Source organism: Neorhizobium petrolearium, from assembly GCF_017873175.1.
Taxonomy (GTDB): domain Bacteria; phylum Pseudomonadota; class Alphaproteobacteria; order Rhizobiales; family Rhizobiaceae; genus Neorhizobium; species Neorhizobium petrolearium.
Genome location: NZ_JAGGJW010000008.1, coordinates 194,118 through 209,707, shown reverse-complemented (window position 1 = coordinate 209,707; position 15,590 = coordinate 194,118). Strand labels below are relative to the sequence as shown.

The 15,590-nt window shown below is 59.0% G+C and carries 14 protein-coding genes; 10 read left to right on the top strand and 4 right to left on the bottom strand.

All coding sequences use genetic code 11. From position 1 onward, the window contains the following. The first annotated feature begins 97 nt into the window (after window positions 1–97). The 6 genes from J2046_RS17040 to J2046_RS17015 all read left to right on the top strand — a co-directional run bounded on the left by J2046_RS17040 (window position 98) and on the right by J2046_RS17015 (window position 6,520). Window positions 98–1,543 (top strand): FAD-binding oxidoreductase, encoded by a 1,446-nt coding sequence (locus J2046_RS17040; protein WP_210053786.1) that lies wholly within the window; start codon window positions 98–100, stop codon window positions 1,541–1,543. Window positions 1,544–1,570: 27 nt separating this feature from the next. Further along, on the top strand, window positions 1,571–2,287 hold the full coding sequence (locus J2046_RS17035) for a FadR/GntR family transcriptional regulator (protein WP_210053991.1): 717 nt from the start codon (window positions 1,571–1,573) through the stop codon (window positions 2,285–2,287). A gap of 144 nt (window positions 2,288–2,431) precedes the next feature. Further along, on the top strand, window positions 2,432–3,637 hold the full coding sequence (locus J2046_RS17030; RefSeq protein WP_210053784.1) for a fumarylacetoacetate hydrolase family protein: 1,206 nt from the start codon (window positions 2,432–2,434) through the stop codon (window positions 3,635–3,637). Window positions 3,638–3,654: 17 nt separating this feature from the next. Continuing rightward, a complete protein-coding gene (locus J2046_RS17025; protein ID WP_210053782.1) occupies window positions 3,655–4,188 on the top strand; it encodes a TRAP transporter small permease in 534 nt (177 codons plus the stop codon). After that, complete coding sequence (locus J2046_RS17020; protein ID WP_210053780.1) at window positions 4,188–5,465, top strand: TRAP transporter large permease; 1,278 nt, start codon at window positions 4,188–4,190, stop codon at window positions 5,463–5,465. The genes J2046_RS17025 and J2046_RS17020 overlap by 1 nt, the downstream gene beginning before the upstream one ends. A gap of 47 nt (window positions 5,466–5,512) precedes the next feature. Further along, complete coding sequence (locus J2046_RS17015; RefSeq protein WP_210053778.1) at window positions 5,513–6,520, top strand: TRAP transporter substrate-binding protein; 1,008 nt, start codon at window positions 5,513–5,515, stop codon at window positions 6,518–6,520. A gap of 58 nt (window positions 6,521–6,578) precedes the next feature. On the opposite strand, the gene J2046_RS17010 is transcribed toward J2046_RS17015, so the two are convergent. From J2046_RS17010 to J2046_RS16995, 4 genes are all read right to left on the bottom strand, one after another. Next, on the bottom strand, window positions 6,579–7,454 hold the full coding sequence (locus J2046_RS17010; RefSeq protein WP_210053989.1) for a DMT family transporter: 876 nt from the start codon (window positions 7,452–7,454) through the stop codon (window positions 6,579–6,581). A gap of 50 nt (window positions 7,455–7,504) precedes the next feature. Then, window positions 7,505–8,707: a mandelate racemase/muconate lactonizing enzyme family protein gene (locus tag J2046_RS17005; protein ID WP_210053776.1), complete on the bottom strand. Its 1,203-nt coding sequence runs from the start codon at window positions 8,705–8,707 to the stop codon at window positions 7,505–7,507. 212 nt (window positions 8,708–8,919) lie between these two features. Then, a complete protein-coding gene (locus J2046_RS17000) occupies window positions 8,920–9,636 on the bottom strand; it encodes a response regulator transcription factor (RefSeq protein WP_210053774.1) in 717 nt (238 codons plus the stop codon). Further along, the gene (locus J2046_RS16995; RefSeq protein ID WP_210053772.1) at window positions 9,633–10,871 is read right to left on the bottom strand and encodes a GAF domain-containing sensor histidine kinase; all 1,239 of its coding nucleotides are present in this window, start codon (window positions 10,869–10,871) and stop codon (window positions 9,633–9,635) included. Before J2046_RS16995 ends, J2046_RS17000 begins: the two co-directional genes overlap by 4 nt. 239 nt (window positions 10,872–11,110) lie before the next feature. Between J2046_RS16995 and J2046_RS16990 the strand changes: the two genes are divergently transcribed. From J2046_RS16990 to J2046_RS16975, 4 genes are all read left to right on the top strand, one after another. Further along, window positions 11,111–12,127: an ABC transporter substrate-binding protein gene (locus tag J2046_RS16990; RefSeq protein WP_210053770.1), complete on the top strand. Its 1,017-nt coding sequence runs from the start codon at window positions 11,111–11,113 to the stop codon at window positions 12,125–12,127. A 93-nt stretch (window positions 12,128–12,220) separates the two neighbouring features. Further along, window positions 12,221–13,684: a sugar ABC transporter ATP-binding protein gene (locus J2046_RS16985; protein ID WP_210053768.1), complete on the top strand. Its 1,464-nt coding sequence runs from the start codon at window positions 12,221–12,223 to the stop codon at window positions 13,682–13,684. After that, complete coding sequence (locus J2046_RS16980) at window positions 13,681–14,622, top strand: ABC transporter permease (RefSeq protein WP_210053766.1); 942 nt, start codon at window positions 13,681–13,683, stop codon at window positions 14,620–14,622. The genes J2046_RS16985 and J2046_RS16980 overlap by 4 nt, the downstream gene beginning before the upstream one ends. After that, the gene (locus tag J2046_RS16975; RefSeq protein WP_210053764.1) at window positions 14,619–15,566 is read left to right on the top strand and encodes an ABC transporter permease; all 948 of its coding nucleotides are present in this window, start codon (window positions 14,619–14,621) and stop codon (window positions 15,564–15,566) included. Before J2046_RS16980 ends, J2046_RS16975 begins: the two co-directional genes overlap by 4 nt. Window positions 15,567–15,590 lie beyond the last annotated feature (24 nt).

Below are 15,590 nucleotides of genomic sequence, written 5' to 3'. Positions count from 1 at the left end.
ATATGCTTCATTTGGAAATAGGATAGTTGGACGTGCCGCGCATGACGCAGAACGAAATCGACCATCCTTGGGGCGGATGATCCAAAGGATTAAGAGCATGACAGTCGCGGAAACGGATGGGATTGGTGAGCACCGCCTCGCCCTGCAATCGGCGCTTGGGGATGATATTGTCCTGACTGATGCCGACGCGATGGCGCACTATTGCCGCGATTGGCACGGCGATGTGACAAGTGGTGCGGTCGCTGTCCTCAGGCCGCGGTCCACGGAAGATGTCGCCGCGTCCGTGAGGATTTGCCGTGCACTTGGGCTCGGGATCGTTCCGCAGGGGGGTAACACCGGCCTTGTTCTGGGTGCCATTCCCGATATGCCGGAACGGCATGTCGTCCTCAGCCTTGAACGCATGAATCGCATTCGAAAGATCGACGCGGACGACTTTTCAGCCGTGGTCGAGGCTGGCTGCATCCTTTGGGAAATGAAGGAGGCAATCGCCGAGAAAGGTATGTTCTTTCCTCTGGCGCTGGGCGCCCAGGGAAGTTGCCGGATCGGCGGCAATGTCTCCACCAATGCAGGCGGCATCAACGTGCTCAGGTACGGCATGACGCGCGAGCTCGTCCTCGGGCTGGAGGTCGTCCTGCCGGACGGTTCGATCTTTGACGGTCTTTCTACCCTTCGCAAGGATAACCGTGGTGTCGACCTCAAGCAGCTCTTCATCGGCGCAGAAGGCACGCTCGGCATTATCACAGCGGTTTCCATCAAGCTGATGCCTTATCCGGACAAGGTCGCAACCGCTCTCCTCGGCCTTGCTTCGCTGCAAGACGTAATCAGCCTGTATCGCCGTGCGCGGCGGGACTGCTGCGACTTGATGTCGGCCTTCGAATTCATGCCGCCGCTTGCCTTCACGCTGGCGCGCGAAGCCATGCCCGATCTGCCGATTCCGATTGCCCCCGATTATCCCGCTTATGTCCTGATGGAGATATCCGGTTCCGGCCTCGTCGACATTGACGATCTTATGCAGCGTTTCCTTGAGGGCGTCATGACGGATGGCCTGGTGGTCGACGGCACGATTGCCGCATCGCAGGCCCAGGCCCGGAACCTGTGGCTGATTCGTGAGGGCATGAATGAAGGACAAGCCAAGCGAGGATCGCATATGCGCAGCGATATTTCTGTCTCGCTTTCGCAGCTCGCATCGTTCGTCGCCGATGCGGAAGCGGCTATCCTTCAGGCGCTTCCCGATTGCATCAGCGTCTCCTACGGCCATGTGGGTGACGGCAATGTCCATCTGAATGTTCTGCCGCCCGTCGGCCTGACGCCAGGCGAACGGGCCGAACGCATCTACCAGGCAAAGACAGTGCTAAACGAGGTGGTTGACCGTTATCATGGCAGTATCAGCGCCGAACATGGCATCGGACGCCTCAAACGGCCTGATTTCGACGAACGGCTCCCCGAGACCCACCGGAAACTATTGACCGCGGTCAAGCACGCCATCGATCCGGGCCTGATGATGAACCCTGGATGCCAGTTGAATTTCCAGCCGAAGTCGTAGAAGACCTTTCGGGAAAGGAAGATGAAGGTGGCGGTGGCAGATTTCAGTCAGATCAGGCGAAGCGAACATCTCCCGGCGCGCATCGCCGCCGAGATAGGCAGAGAAATCAGCGAGGGCCGCATAGCGCCGGGGCAGAAACTTCCGACGGAACATTTGCTGGCAAAGACGTTCGGCGTCAGCCGCTCGGTGGTGCGTGAGGCAATCGCGCAGCTCCGCAATGAAGGCCTGGTCGAGACCCGACAAGGCATCGGGGCCTTCGCCACGGAGATCGAGCGGCGCCAGTCGATCCGAATCGAACAGGGCAACCTCTCCGACCCCGATAGCTTCCGCAGCCTCTTCCAGTTGCGCATGGCCCTGGAGGTGGAAGCTGCCGGATTGGCGGCAATCCATCATACGCCCGATGATCTCGCCAGGCTCGATGAAGCGCTGGCGCAGATGACGGGAGCCGAGAAATGGACCGAACAAGGCATCGTCGCCGATCTCGCCTTTCACCGTCTGGTCGCGTCCGCAACGCGGAATGAATATTTTCTCCAGTTCATCAGCTTCATTGCCGAGCGTATCCACGTCGCCATCAATGCCGCTCGCGCGACAGCCATCTTGGAAGAGATTGTGGAAATCACCATCGCCGAGCATGTCGCAATCCGTGATGCAATCGCCACGCGTGATCCTGCGAAGGCGAAAAAAGTCATGCGACACCATCTCGAGGGTGCTGCCAGCCGACTCAATCTGCAGCTGGAAATGTAATAGCATCCAGTCTTCGTTCGGACCTCGTCATCTCTTAGATCGATCTATAATTTCGGGGATGGTTTGGTACACGCGCTGGACACGGTGAAAAAGTCACACTAAAACCTAGCAGAGAATGTTGTCAGACATCCTGACAATAGATCGATGGAGTGGAGGCTCGGCATCGATCAAGTGAAGGAGGATCATCGCGTGAATATCGAACGGGCGCTGGCTCCTGAATCTATACTGCCCCTGGATGCGGCGGATGCGCTGCTTGTCGGCCGCGCCTGGTCCAAGGCCCTAGGCGGTCCCTGCCCTGTCCTTCTCTCCTCAGGTCATCTGTTCGACCTTTCTCCGGTCGCGCTGACAATGTCGGGGCTTCTGGAAATCGAGGACCTCGCAAGCAAGCTGAAAGATGCCTCGCGCTTCGCCGAACTTGGCAGCCTCGCATCGTTTCTCGACGGCACTGCGGGCGAACTCCTTGCGCCCGCTGATCTGCAAGCGGTCAAGGCGGCCGGCGTCACCTTTGCCGATAGCATGCTGGAACGCGTCATCGAGGAGCAGGCGAAGGGTGATCCGCTGCGCGCCCAGGATATCCGCAGCCGGCTGGCGCCAGTCCTTGGCGATAATCTGAAAGGTCTCGTTGCGGGTTCGGAAAAAGCTGCGAGCGTCAAGGCCCTGCTGCAGGAAATGGGACTCTGGTCTCAGTACCTCGAAGTGGGCATCGGCCCTGACGCGGAAATCTTCACGAAAGCACAGCCGATGTCGTCGGTGGGTTGCGGGGCGCTCATCGGCATCCATCCGAAGTCCGATTGGAACAATCCCGAACCGGAAGTGGTGCTCGCGGTTACTTCGAAGGGCATGATCGTTGGCGCAACACTTGGCAACGATGTCAATTTGCGCGACTTCGAAGGCCGTTCTGCTCTGCTTCTCAGCAAGGCCAAGGATAACAATGCCTCTTGCGCCATAGGCCCCTTCGTTCGCCTCTTCGATGGCAACTTCACCATCGATGACATCAAATCAGCGGAAATCTCACTGGCGGTCGAGGGTACGGACGGTTTCACCATGACCGGCATCAGCCCCATGCAGGCGATCAGCCGCTCGCCGGAAAATCTTGTCTCCCAACTTCTTAACCGCAACCATCAATATCCCGACGGCGTACTGTTCTTCCTTGGCACCATGTTTGCGCCCGTTAAGGACCGTCGTGGCAAAGGCCTTGGCTTCACCCATGAGATCGGTGATCGCGTGGAAATCTCGACGCCGAAGCTGGGGCGTCTAGTTAACTGGGTCGAACATAGCGACAACTGCCCCGAGTGGAATTTCGGTTTGACGGCATTGATGAAGAATCTTGCCGGACGCGGCCTCTTGTGAGGAAAAGGGAGGAGCGAATGCAAAAGACGATCGATCTTTTTTATAAGTTTCTGGAACTGCTGCTGATCTTCCTGTTGTCGGGCATGGCAATCATGGTTTTCGTGAACGTCGTGCTCCGCTACGCATTCAATTCCGGCCTGACGGTGTCGGATGAAATGTCCCGTTACTTCTTCGTCTGGCTGACCTTCATCGGTGCCGTCGTCGGCTTCAGGGAATACGGCCACATGGGCGTGGAGACGGTGGTTGCGCTGTTCGGCCGCAAAGGCCGCATCGTCTGCATGATCGTCAGCAATCTCGTGATCATCGGCTGTTCTGGCATTTTCTTTTGGGGAACATGGAAGCAACTGCCTATCAATGCCAGCATGAGCGCCCCGGTGACCGGCCTTTCCATGGCATGGGTCTATGGCATCGGCTTCTTTACAGGTGCCGGTTGCGTGATAATCGCGCTTGAACGCCTTGTTCGCCTTGTCACCGGTCGCGTAACCGAAAAGGAACTCGCCGCCTTCGCCGGCGAAGACATGTCCCTCGAACATCTTTCGGAGCGTGGCTGATGACCCTTCTTGTCTTCATCGCTTCACTGCTCGGAGCCATGGCGATCGGCGTTCCTGTCGCTTTTGCACTGATGTTCTGCGGTGTGATCCTCATGTGGTTCATGGGGATGTTCAACAGCCAGATCATAGCGCAGAACATGATCATCGGCGCGGACACGTTTACGCTTCTCGCCATTCCGTTCTTCATCCTCGCCGGCGAACTGATGAACTCCGGCGGCCTTTCAAAGCGCATCATCGAGTTCGCGATCGCCTGTGTGGGCCACATCCGCGGCGGTCTCGGTGTCGTCGCCATCATGGCGGCCATCATCATGGCCAGCATTTCCGGATCGGCAGCTGCCGACACGGCAGCCCTTGCCGCGATCCTGATCCCGATGATGGCCAAGGCCGGATACAACGTGCCCCGATCTGGCGGCCTGATTGCCTCGGGCGGGATTATCGCACCCGTCATCCCGCCCTCCATGGCCTTTATCGTCTTCGGTGTCGCCGCCAACGTTTCGATCACGCAGCTCTTCATGGCCGGCATCGTGCCGGGCCTCATCATGGGCCTCTCGCTTGTCGCCACGTGGCTGGTCGTCGTCCGCAAGGACAATGTCGCACCGCTGCCGAAGGCCTCCACCACTGACCGGCTCAGTGCCACCGGTCGCGCCCTCTGGGCACTTGGCATGCCGGTCATCATCCTCGGCGGTATCAAAGCGGGCGTGGTGACGCCTACCGAAGCTGCCGTCATCGCTGCGGCCTACGCCCTGTTCGTCGGGATGGTGGTCTACCGGGAGCTGAAACCGAAGGATCTCCCACGCGTCATCCTGCAAGCGGCAAAGACGACATCGATCATCATGTTCCTCGTCTGCGCGGCGCTCGTCTCCGCCTGGCTGATTACGGCTGCCAACATTCCGGCCGAGGTTACACGCTATATTGCGCCATTGATCGATCGGCCAAAACTTCTCATGTTCGTCATCATGCTGCTGATCCTCGTCGTCGGCACGGCACTCGATCTGACACCCACCATCCTGATCCTAACGCCGGTGTTGATGCCGATCATCAAGCAGGCGGGTATCGATCCGGTCTACTTCGGCGTTCTCTTCATTATGAATTGCTGTATCGGTCTCATCACGCCGCCCGTCGGCGTCGTGCTGAACGTCGTCAGCGGTGTGGGGCGCATTCCTCTGGGTAAGGTGGTAACCGGCATTCTGCCGTTCCTCGCAGCCCAGATCTGCGTACTTATGCTGCTCGTCCTGTTCCCAGACATCGTCATCGTGCCAGCACGCTGGCTGCATTGAGGGAATAAAGTCTCAACGTCTCAATCAACCATCCACGGGAGGATACCATGAGACAACTTTTACTTGCAACAACCGCAATCGCATTCGCCGTTTCGGCATCCGCTCCGGCTTTCGCCGAATTCAACGAGCGCAATATCCGCGTCTCGAACGGCATCAATGCCGACCACCCGGTCGGCAACGGCATCAACGCGATGCAGACATGCCTTGACGAGAAATCCGGCGGGAAGCTGAAGCTCACCGCCTTCTGGGGCGGCGCGCTGGGCGGCGACCTTCAGGCCACCCAGGCTCTCCGTTCCGGCGTGCAGGAGGCGGTTGTAACCTCGTCTTCGCCGCTTGTGGGGATCGTCCCGGCACTCGGCGTCTTTGACCTGCCATTCCTCTTTGCCAATTCCGAGGAAGCCTACAAGGTGCTCGACGGCAAGTTCGGCGACATGATGAACGAGAAGCTCGATGCCGCCGGCCTCGTCAATCTGGCATATTGGGAGAACGGCTTCCGGAACCTCTCCAACTCAGTCCGTCCGGTCAACAAATGGGAAGATCTGCAAGGCATGAAGGTTCGCGTCATGCAGAACAATATCTTCCTCGACACCTTCCAGAATCTCGGCGCCAATGCGACGCCGATGGCTTTTGGCGAGGTCTTTTCCGCACTTGAAACCAAGGCAATCGACGCACAGGAGAATCCCTACGTGACGATCGATACGTCGAAATTCTTCGAAGTGCAGAAATATGTGACCGAGACGAACCACGCCTATACGCCGTTCCTGTTCCTCTTCTCCAAGGCCATCTTCAACACCTACACGCCGGAAGAACAGACTGCCCTGCGTGAATGCGCGGTTGTCGGTCGCGATGAGGAGCGTAAGGTCATCCAGGAACTCAACAAGAAGTCGCTGGAGAAGATCAAGGCGGAAGGCCTCGAGGTCAATGCGCTCTCCCCCGAGGAGCAGGAGCGCATCCGTGAAAAGTCCATGGTCGTCTACGAAAAGCACAAGGCGGAGATCGGGGCGGATGTCGTCGACGGCATTCTCGCCGAATTGAAGCAGATTCGCGGCAAGTAAGCGACAAGCTGCTCGACAATCGGAAGCCTGCGGTTTCGCCACCGCAGGCTTCTTGCTTTTATTCGGGGATGGACGGCAGGACCGTCTCGCGCTTCTTGAGCATCTGCTCGCGAATGAAGATGAACAGACCTGAAGCGACGATCAGCGCCGCCCCGATCAGCATGCCGAAACGAGGCACATCGCCAAAGAAAATCCAACCGAAAACCACCGCCCAGAGCAGCAATGTATATTGAAGCGGCGCGACGGTTGCTGCGTCGGATATCTTGAGCGCCCGGTTCACCAGCATGTGTGCTGCCATGGCGACGATGCCGAGCAGTCCGAGAAGGACGAGATCACGGCTGGATGCGATCGGTGACCAGTCCACCGGCGCGAAAACAAGGCCTGCCAGACCTGCACCCGCGACCTGAAAGAAGACGAGGGTGCTGTCCGGCGTGCCCCGCAGGAAGCGGCCGGAAATCAGCATAAATGCAAAAGCCGCACTCCCGACAATCGAGATGATCGCCGGCATCGTGAACATGGCGCTCGAAGGCTCGAGCGTGATGATGACGCCGATGAAGCCGACGGCGATTGCCGTCCAGCGCCGCCAGCCGACCTTCTCTCCAAGCAGGAAGGGTGAGGCGGCCGCCACATAGATGGGCGCAGCCAGCCAATAGGTCATGACGTCTGCGAGCGGCAGATACATGACGGCGTAATAGAAGCAGAAGACTTCGGCTGTCGAGAACGCCACCCTGGCAAACTGCATAACCGGTCGGTCGACCCTGAGAAGATTGCTCAGACCGGCCATCCAGACCATGGGAACAAGGATGACAAGCGCAGCAAGACTGCGGATCAGGATGACCTGGCCGAGCCCGTAGCTCGCGACGAGCCACTTCCCCATCGCATCGTTGAGGGCGAACATGAGCATCCCGAGAAGCATGAGAAACGGGCCAGTCATGCTCGTGATCCTGAGCGCCGTCGCGGTCGAAGTATTCATTCGGATTCACCTTAGAGATCGGATGCGTCGGAGGTCCGGCGGCTGACAGTGAAGGCACGGTCGATCTCTGGATTGAGCTCCATGCCGAGACCAGGCCCCGGAGGCACGGTGATCATGCCGTTTTTCACCTCCGGCAGCGCCGTTACGAGATCGCGATACCAGGTGCGATAAAAGGCACGGACGCTCTCCTGCACCAGCGCATTCGGCGCATTGAGCGAAAGATGAGTCGAGGCGCAGAGAACGACCGGACCGGTGCAATCATGCGGAGCGACCGGCAGATGCCAGGCCTCTGCCATGGAAGCGATTTTGCGCGCCTCGGAGAGCCCGCCGCACCAGGAAATGTCGAGCATGACGATGCCCGCAGCGCCGGTTTCCAGATAGTCGCGGAAACCCCAGCGCGTGGCGAGTGTTTCGGAGGCCGAGATCGGCGCCGGCGACACTTCCGCATAACGCTTCAGGCTGGAAAGACTATCCATCTTGATCGGATCTTCGTGCCAAAAAGTCCTGTAAGGTGCCAGCTCCCTCGCAATCTGCATGGCCGGCAGCAGCTGCCACATCGAGTGGAATTCCACCATGATATCGATCCGGTCGCCGACTGCATTGCGGATCTTCTCGAACGGCTGCAGCGCAAGCTTCAGATCGGAAGCGGAGATATACTGGCCTTTGGTCTTCTCAGCGGCCGCATCGAAGGGCCAGATCTTCATTGCTGTGATGCCCTCTTCGAGCAGCGACTCCGCCAATTCGTCGGCGCGATGCAGGAAGCCGTTCAAATCGTCATAGGCCGTGCCGCCCGTCAGTCCGTAGTTGGCTGTCGCCTGGCCGGTGTTTTTCTTGATATATTCGGTGCCTGCGCAGGTATTGTAGGTGCGGATTTCATTCCGGGTGAAACCACCGAGAAGCTGCGCAATCGGCTGGCCTGTCGCCTTGCCAAAGATGTCCCAGAGCGCGATGTCGAAGGCGGAATTGCCGCGTACCTCGGCTCCGGATGACCGGAAGCCGACATAACCGACCAGTTCTTGCGCGAGGAGATCGATCTGCAGCGGATCGCGGCCAATCACGCGCGGCGCGACATATTCGTGGATATAGCTTTCAACCGTTTCCGCACCAAAGAAGGTTTCACCGAGACCTGTGATTCCCTCGTCAGTATGGACAAGAACCCAAAGCAGGTTCGAGCGCTCCGCCACCCGCACAGTCTCCAGTCTGGTGATCTTCATGGCTCTCCTCCTTGATGAAATTCACGCGCGACCTTGCTAGGGGAAGATCGCCGATACTGGAAGGCGATTTCCTTCGAAAATCCGTCGCAAAGCCCGGTCGCTACAAAATAGTGACGGCAGAACAACATCAATGCCGGTCGGCCGCAAACCAATCGACAGCCAACGGAGAAAACGAGGTACTGGATGCGAGATCTGCGCCGGCGCCTATCCGATCAGGACTGTACAAAATCTCGTAACTCGCGTTCCGCCCTTTCCAGTGCGCTTGTATTCAAGATCTTTCGAAGAAGCGCCACAGCGACGGCCCGCATTCTGAGATTGTACCAGCCTTCGGTCTGCGCATTCGGTATCTGATAGATTTCAAGCTTCTCATAAAGCTGCTGTAGCCGGTTCTGAACGCTTCGCAGCGAGAGCTTCTTCCGCCGGGCGATCGCCTTGTCGGTCAAACCAAGCGCCACATCCACCAGAATCTCATATTCCGCGTCGCTCAATCCGTGGGCGTTTCCGAGGCTTTTCTGCTGGATTCCCCTCACTTCGCGATCGATCACACATTGGGATTCCATAAAGACGCTTCTAAGGGCTAGCTTCAGCCGTTCATCCGATGCGGATTTCAGGACGTAGCCATAGGTCGCTCCTTCCGGAACGATCCTTGAAACACCCCGGACATAGGCCTCATCGGAATAGTTGGACCAGAACAGGATTTTGGTGTCAGGCCTCTCCCGCCAGATCGTTCTGGCCGCTTCGATGCCATTGCGTTCGCTCATCTGCAGGTCCATGATCACATGCTCCATGCGCGACTTTCGGGCCTGGATCTCACCGCTTAGACCGTTTTCCGCCTCCAGCACCATGTCGCATTCCGGCAGTGCGGCACGCACTGCCTCATGCAGGTAGGACCGATGCAGCGGATCATCCTCGACGATCAGCACTTTCATGGCAAGTTCTCCGAAATGTCGCTCTGATCGATCGGCAGCGTTACTCTAACCACTGTCCCCCGACCGCTGGTGTTCCGCCCGATTTCAAACCGCGCAGAAATCAAGCGTGCGCGCGTTTTCATGTTATCAATTCCGTGGCCTGCCCTGTCACGCAGCTTTTTTATCCCTACGCCATCGTCGATTACCTCGATCGATAACATCCGTTCGAATGTGCGCAGATGCACCAGGATTGATGTGGGTTGCCCGTGGCGAATCGCGTTGTTGACGGCTTCCTGGACGATCCGGAAAAGCGCCGTCGCCACCGTCTGCCCGATATTGAGAAGCGCCCCGTCGCTCTCATCGAGTATCCTCCACTCGACAGGCAGGCCGCTCTCCCGCACGGAACGATCGAGATGGTTTTCGATCGCCTCCGTCACTCCGAACAGCTGCAGAACCGACGGTTTCGCCTCTTCGATGATCTGGCGAAGGTCGTGAAGGCATTGCTGCAACATGCGACAGAGCGGTTCCAGCGTTTCACCCGATATTTCCGAAAGGCATGTCAGCCGTTCCATTCGTCGCGTCAGGCGCGTCAGGTCGGCAAGGGTCTGGTCATGCAGGTCCATGCCGATCCTCTGCCGTTCGATCTCCAGCGCCTCGGTCAGTTTCAAGGCGCCGTGTCTGAGCCCCTCTTCGCGGGCACGCGCTTCGGCCTCAACGATCGCCGAATGCTTGGCCTGCTCGGCGGCACGTAGGGCAAAGAAATAGGGGGCAAGTAGGTCAGCGATCGAACGAGCATTCTCGACATCCTGCATCGTATAGCTATCAGCCTCGTGGCAGGAGCAGCTCAACGCACCGATAATATCGCCCTGCACCCTTAGCGGCACATGCAGACGGCTGCGCAACGACAGTTCGATGATCGGGCTCGAAAAGGCTCCTTCGAAGTGGAACCGGGGGTCGGAGCAGGCGTCTGGCGACAGCAGGAAATCGACTTCGCCCGACAACAGGGTCCGGATCGGGCTACCGGTCAGCAGCGCCGGCGGCTGTCTGCTCCAGGCGGTTTCAAGGCCGCTTTCGTAGGCGATGTGATATTTGCCGTCCAACATCTTAATACAGACATCGAGATGGTCATGCGGAATGATGTGACTGATCTCGGCGGCGACCGCCTGTATGATGGAATGGAAATCGAGCTGACCCGCCAGCAGCCGCGAGATACCAAGATAGCGGTCGAAAAGCGTGCTTCGGGCCGGATCGAGCATGTCGGACCTCCTCCCAGTCCTCAACCTCATTAAGCGCTTTGCTGTCGGACTTGTCTTGCGGGAACCCGCAGATTCTGCGCGAATGCCCGCAAAAAGGTTGCTTGAATGCGCCTATACAACACCCGATTTCTCCTCCATGCTCGCTTTACTGGGCAAATGAAGCTCAGTGCAATCACTATCTCCGAAATACCGTTGAGGAGCGGAACGGAGAAGATCTCGTGGGTGCTAGGGAGGAAATCATGATCATCAGAAAGATGCTTTTTGCATCTGTCGCCGTCGCTTGCGTCGTTGGGCCGATTTCTGCCCTCGCCGACACCGCCGACAAGAAAATCGCCCTGTCCAACAATTATGCCGGCAATTCCTGGCGACAGGCCATGCTGACAAGCTGGGACAAGATCACCAAGGATGCCGTCGCCAAGGGCGTCGTCGCGGCAGCTGATCCGTTCACCACCGCAGAAAACCAGGCGACCGAACAAGCCGCGCAAATCCAGAACCTCATTCTGCAGGGCTATGACGCGATCGTCGTCAATGCCGCGTCCCCGACCGCTCTCAATGGCGCGATCAAGGAAGCGTGCGACGCCGGCATCATCGTCGTTTCCTTCGACGGCATTGTGACCGAGCCCTGCGCTTGGCGGATCGCCGTCGATTTCAAGGCGATGGGCGAGAGCCAGCTGGACTATCTCGCAAAGAAACTCCCGAAGGGCGGCAACCTTCTCGAAATACGCGGTCTGGCCGGCGTTTCGGTCGATGACGAAATACATGCAGGCATCGAAGCGGGCGTCGAGAAGAACCCGCAGTTCAAGATCGTGGGGTCAGTCAACGGAGACTGGGCGCAGGACGTTGCGCAGCGCGCAGTCGCCGGCATTCTGCCGAGCCTGCCGGAAATTGCGGCCGTCGTGACTCAGGGCGGAGACGGTTATGGCGCCGCTCAGGCCTTTGCCGCAGCCAACCGTCCCACTCCAACCATCGTGATGGGCAATCGCGAGGACGAACTCGTCTGGTGGAAGCAGCAGAAGGACAAGAACGGCTACGAGACGATGTCCGTATCGATCGCGCCGGGCGTCTCGACGCTTGCGTTCTGGGTCGCTCAGCAGATCCTCGACGGAAAGGAAGTCAAGAAGGATCTCGTCGTTCCCTTCCTGCGCATCGATCAGGATAACCTCGAAACCAACCTTGCCGGCACCCAGAAGGGCGGCGTGGCGAATGTCGAGTATTCGCTGGAAGACGCCCAGAAGGTGATTGCGAGCGCTAAATAGGGCCACTCGCCCCATAGGCTGGACGCGGTGCAGTTCGAAGCCGCGTCCGGTATTTCATCGGCCTGCCAACCAACCCTCTATGACGAACACCACATGACTGACGGAATGCCGAAAACAGAGGTGGTTGCAGCTCGAGGCATCAAGGTGACGTTCGGCGCCGTCAAAGCATTGGACGGCGTGGACCTCACCATCCATGCAGGCGAGTGTGTAGGTCTGGTCGGGCACAACGGCGCAGGCAAGTCGACCATCGTCAATGTGATTAACGGAAGCCTCACCCCGCATGCCGGCACCGTCAGCTATGGCGGCAATGCCGGGCAGCACGGGATTTCGGTGGCGCGTGCCAACGGGATACGATGCGTATTCCAAGAGTTGTCGCTTTGCCCCAACTTGACGGTCAGCGAGAACGTCAGGATCATGCATGGAGACTTGAAAGGCTGGAACTGGCGCAGTCGGGCGCTCGCCCTCATCAAGGCGCAACTCAAGGAGATCTTTCCCGGTCACAACATCGATTGCGACAGCACGATCGATGATCTCTCGATCGCCGAGCGGCAAATGGTAGAGATCGCCATCAGCTTCGCCGGCATCGGCCAACGACCGAAGCTCATTATTCTCGACGAACCCACGTCGTCGCTGGATGCCGGGCTTGCGGCTCAGCTCATGGCCTATGTCCGCCGTTTCGTCGCCGAAGGCGGCTCAGTCCTGCTGATCTCGCATATCCTGGGCGAAATCCTTTCGACCTCCGACCGGATCGTGGTGATGAAGGATGGACGCGTTGTCGCTGATCGCATGGCCTTCGAATTCAATAGCCGCAGCCTCGTCGAAGCCATGGGCAGCGTGGTGCGCGAGCGGGAGTGGCAACGTTCAACCGCCATGAAAGCAGGCTCGCCGGTTCTTTCGATGTCGCCCCGGCGCGGCCATGGCCTGGCCTTCGAAGCCTATCGCGGCGAGATCGTCGGTCTTGCGGGCCTCGGCGGCCACGGACAGACGGAGGCGCTTCTCGAGCTCTATCTCTCTCGCAACAGCAACTGGTGGGCGGCCCGTCGACGCGAAACTGCGTTCGTGGCGGGCGACCGCAGTCTCAACGGTGCGTTTGCGCTGTGGAGCATCCTGAAAAACCTCAGCATCACCTCGCTTGGAGAGCTCTCCTCCCGCGGCATGATCGACCGCGGTCGTGAGGACAGGCTCGGGGAAGACTGGAAGAAACGTATCGAGATCCGCACCCCCGACATGCAAAACCGCATCTTGTCGCTTTCAGGCGGCAACCAGCAAAAAGTCCTGTTTGCCCGGGCACTGGCGACCGCGGCAGGAATCGTGCTGATGGACGACCCTATGCGCGGAGTCGATGTCGGCACCAAACAGGAAGTCTACGAAATCCTGCGCACCGAGGCGACGTCAGGCCGAACCTTCGTCTGGTACTCGACCGAAATGGACGAAATACGCCTCTGCGATCGGGTCTATGTTTTCCGCGAAGGTGCAATCGTCGCTGAACTTGTTGGTGATGACATCACCGAAAAGCACATACTGGCGGCGTCCTTTAGCGAAGGGAAAGCTGCATGAAGCTTTCCTCCGGCACCCTCCGCCTGATCATCCCCGCGGTGTCGCTTGCACTGTTGTTGGCAGCCGTCTTCTATATGCAGCCACGCGCGATGAGCTATACGGGTCTCAATCTGCTCTTCAATCTCGCCGTGCCGATCGCGCTCGCGACCGTGGCGCAGATGCTGATCATGGCGGTCAATGACCTCGACCTGTCGATGGGTACATTCGTCAGCTTCTGTGCCTGCGTCACGGCGACCTTCCTGCAAGCTTCGCCCGCGATGGGCGTCCTGATCTTCCTGGGTGCGATCGCCGCCTATGCGGCCATGGGTATGATCATCCATGTCCGGGAACTCCCCTCGATTGTTGTGACTCTCGGCATGAGCTTCTTCTGGGGCGGCCTTGCCGTGCTGATGCTACCGTCTCCGGGCGGTGAAGCTCCGGGCTGGGTGCGTTGGCTGATGACCTCGAAGCCGCCCTTCGTGCCGATGGCAATCGTTGCTAGCGTCGTGATCGCAGCCGTCACCCATTTCCTCATCATGCGCTCTTCCTTCGGCGTACTGATCCGTGGCGTGGGCGGTAATTTCCGCTCTGTCGAGCGTGCGGGCTGGTCGGTGATCCGCATCCGGGCCGCGACCTATGCCCTGGCGGCTCTCTTCGCCGTGCTCTCGGGCATCGCGCTCGTCGGCCTGACAACCTCGGCCGACGCCAACATTGCTCTCCGCTACACATTGCTGTCGATCGCCGGGGTGATCCTCGGCGGCGGAGAGTTCGTCGGTGGCAGGGTCTCGCCGATCGGGGCCGTCATCGGTGCGCTGACTCTGGCGCTGGCCGGCTCCTTCCTGTCCTTCATGCGCATTTCGCCGGACTGGCAGATCGGCGCGCAGGGCGCGATCCTGATCGTCGTGCTGGCGCTGCGCCTCTTTCTGAACCGTTTGGAGCGGCGGGAGAAAATTCAATGAACGCGCCCCGCCTCCTTCTCTCCAAGCCCTGGATCTGGTCTTTCGTCGCCACAATCACGGTCTGGATCATTACGGTGCTCTTCACCGGCGGCGCAAGCTCGCTCGGCCTGTCTCAAGCGGCCCTAACCTTTGCCGCCTTCTCGGTCATCGTCGGCATCGGTCAGATGTTCGTCATCACGCTTGGTCCCGGCAATATCGACCTTTCGGTGCCCGCCACCATGACACTCTCCGGTACGCTGGCACTGAAGCTGATGGATGTTCAGGATAGCATGATCGTCGTCGGCCTGTTGCTCTCCGTTCTGCTCGGCACCGTGCTCGGCATCGGCAACTACGCACTTATAAAGCTGCTTCGCATCCCGCCGATCATCGCGACGCTCTCCATGAGCTTCATCGTTCAGTCGACAGCGATCTGGGCGAACCGCGGCCTGCGCATCAAGCCCCCGGAAGTTCTTGCAAGCTTCACCACATCCAGCCTCTTCGGCATCCCGAACGTGGCAATCGTCGCCCTTGCCCTTTCCGCTATCGCATGGTTGCTGCTGGAAAAGAGCATCTACGGCCGCTGGATATCGGCGATCGGACAGAGCACGTTCGCGGCCCGGATGACCGGCATTCCCGTCGATGGCACACGGCTTGTGACCTATATGCTCTGCGCCGTGCTCGCCTCGATCTGCGGTTATCTGCTCGCCAGCTTCTCGGGCGGTGCCGCGCTTAACATGGGAGCGGAATACCTGTTGATGTCGATTGCGGTCGTCGTTATTGGCGGTACTGCGGTCGCTGGCGGCAATTCCAACATTCCGGGCATCTGGGGCGCCTCGCTTTTCATGTTCCTGGTGGTATCGATGCTGAACACCTATGGTTTCGGCGCGGGGTTCCGCCTTATCCTCACCGGCCTCATCATCATTGCCGTCATCCTCATGGCCGGCGGCCGCCAATCCACCCGATGAAACACCTCCCGATCGGATGACAAC

What these genes read in the sequence shown, in the direction of transcription:
- J2046_RS17040 (WP_210053786.1), top strand. Translation starts at nt 98, where the DNA reads ATGACAGTCGCGGAAACGGATGGGATTGGTGAGCACCGCCTCGCCCTG.
- J2046_RS17030 (WP_210053784.1), top strand. Translation starts at nt 2,432, where the DNA reads ATGGAGTGGAGGCTCGGCATCGATCAAGTGAAGGAGGATCATCGCGTG.
- J2046_RS17025 (WP_210053782.1), top strand. Translation starts at nt 3,655, where the DNA reads ATGCAAAAGACGATCGATCTTTTTTATAAGTTTCTGGAACTGCTGCTG.
- J2046_RS17020 (WP_210053780.1), top strand. Translation starts at nt 4,188, where the DNA reads ATGACCCTTCTTGTCTTCATCGCTTCACTGCTCGGAGCCATGGCGATC.
- J2046_RS17015 (WP_210053778.1), top strand. Translation starts at nt 5,513, where the DNA reads ATGAGACAACTTTTACTTGCAACAACCGCAATCGCATTCGCCGTTTCG.
- J2046_RS17010 (WP_210053989.1), bottom strand. Translation starts at nt 7,454, where the DNA reads ATGACTGGCCCGTTTCTCATGCTTCTCGGGATGCTCATGTTCGCCCTC.
- J2046_RS17005 (WP_210053776.1), bottom strand. Translation starts at nt 8,707, where the DNA reads ATGAAGATCACCAGACTGGAGACTGTGCGGGTGGCGGAGCGCTCGAAC.
- J2046_RS17000 (WP_210053774.1), bottom strand. Translation starts at nt 9,636, where the DNA reads ATGAAAGTGCTGATCGTCGAGGATGATCCGCTGCATCGGTCCTACCTG.
- J2046_RS16995 (WP_210053772.1), bottom strand. Translation starts at nt 10,871, where the DNA reads ATGCTCGATCCGGCCCGAAGCACGCTTTTCGACCGCTATCTTGGTATC.
- J2046_RS16990 (WP_210053770.1), top strand. Translation starts at nt 11,111, where the DNA reads ATGATCATCAGAAAGATGCTTTTTGCATCTGTCGCCGTCGCTTGCGTC.
- J2046_RS16985 (WP_210053768.1), top strand. Translation starts at nt 12,221, where the DNA reads ATGACTGACGGAATGCCGAAAACAGAGGTGGTTGCAGCTCGAGGCATC.
- J2046_RS16980 (WP_210053766.1), top strand. Translation starts at nt 13,681, where the DNA reads ATGAAGCTTTCCTCCGGCACCCTCCGCCTGATCATCCCCGCGGTGTCG.
- J2046_RS16975 (WP_210053764.1), top strand. Translation starts at nt 14,619, where the DNA reads ATGAACGCGCCCCGCCTCCTTCTCTCCAAGCCCTGGATCTGGTCTTTC.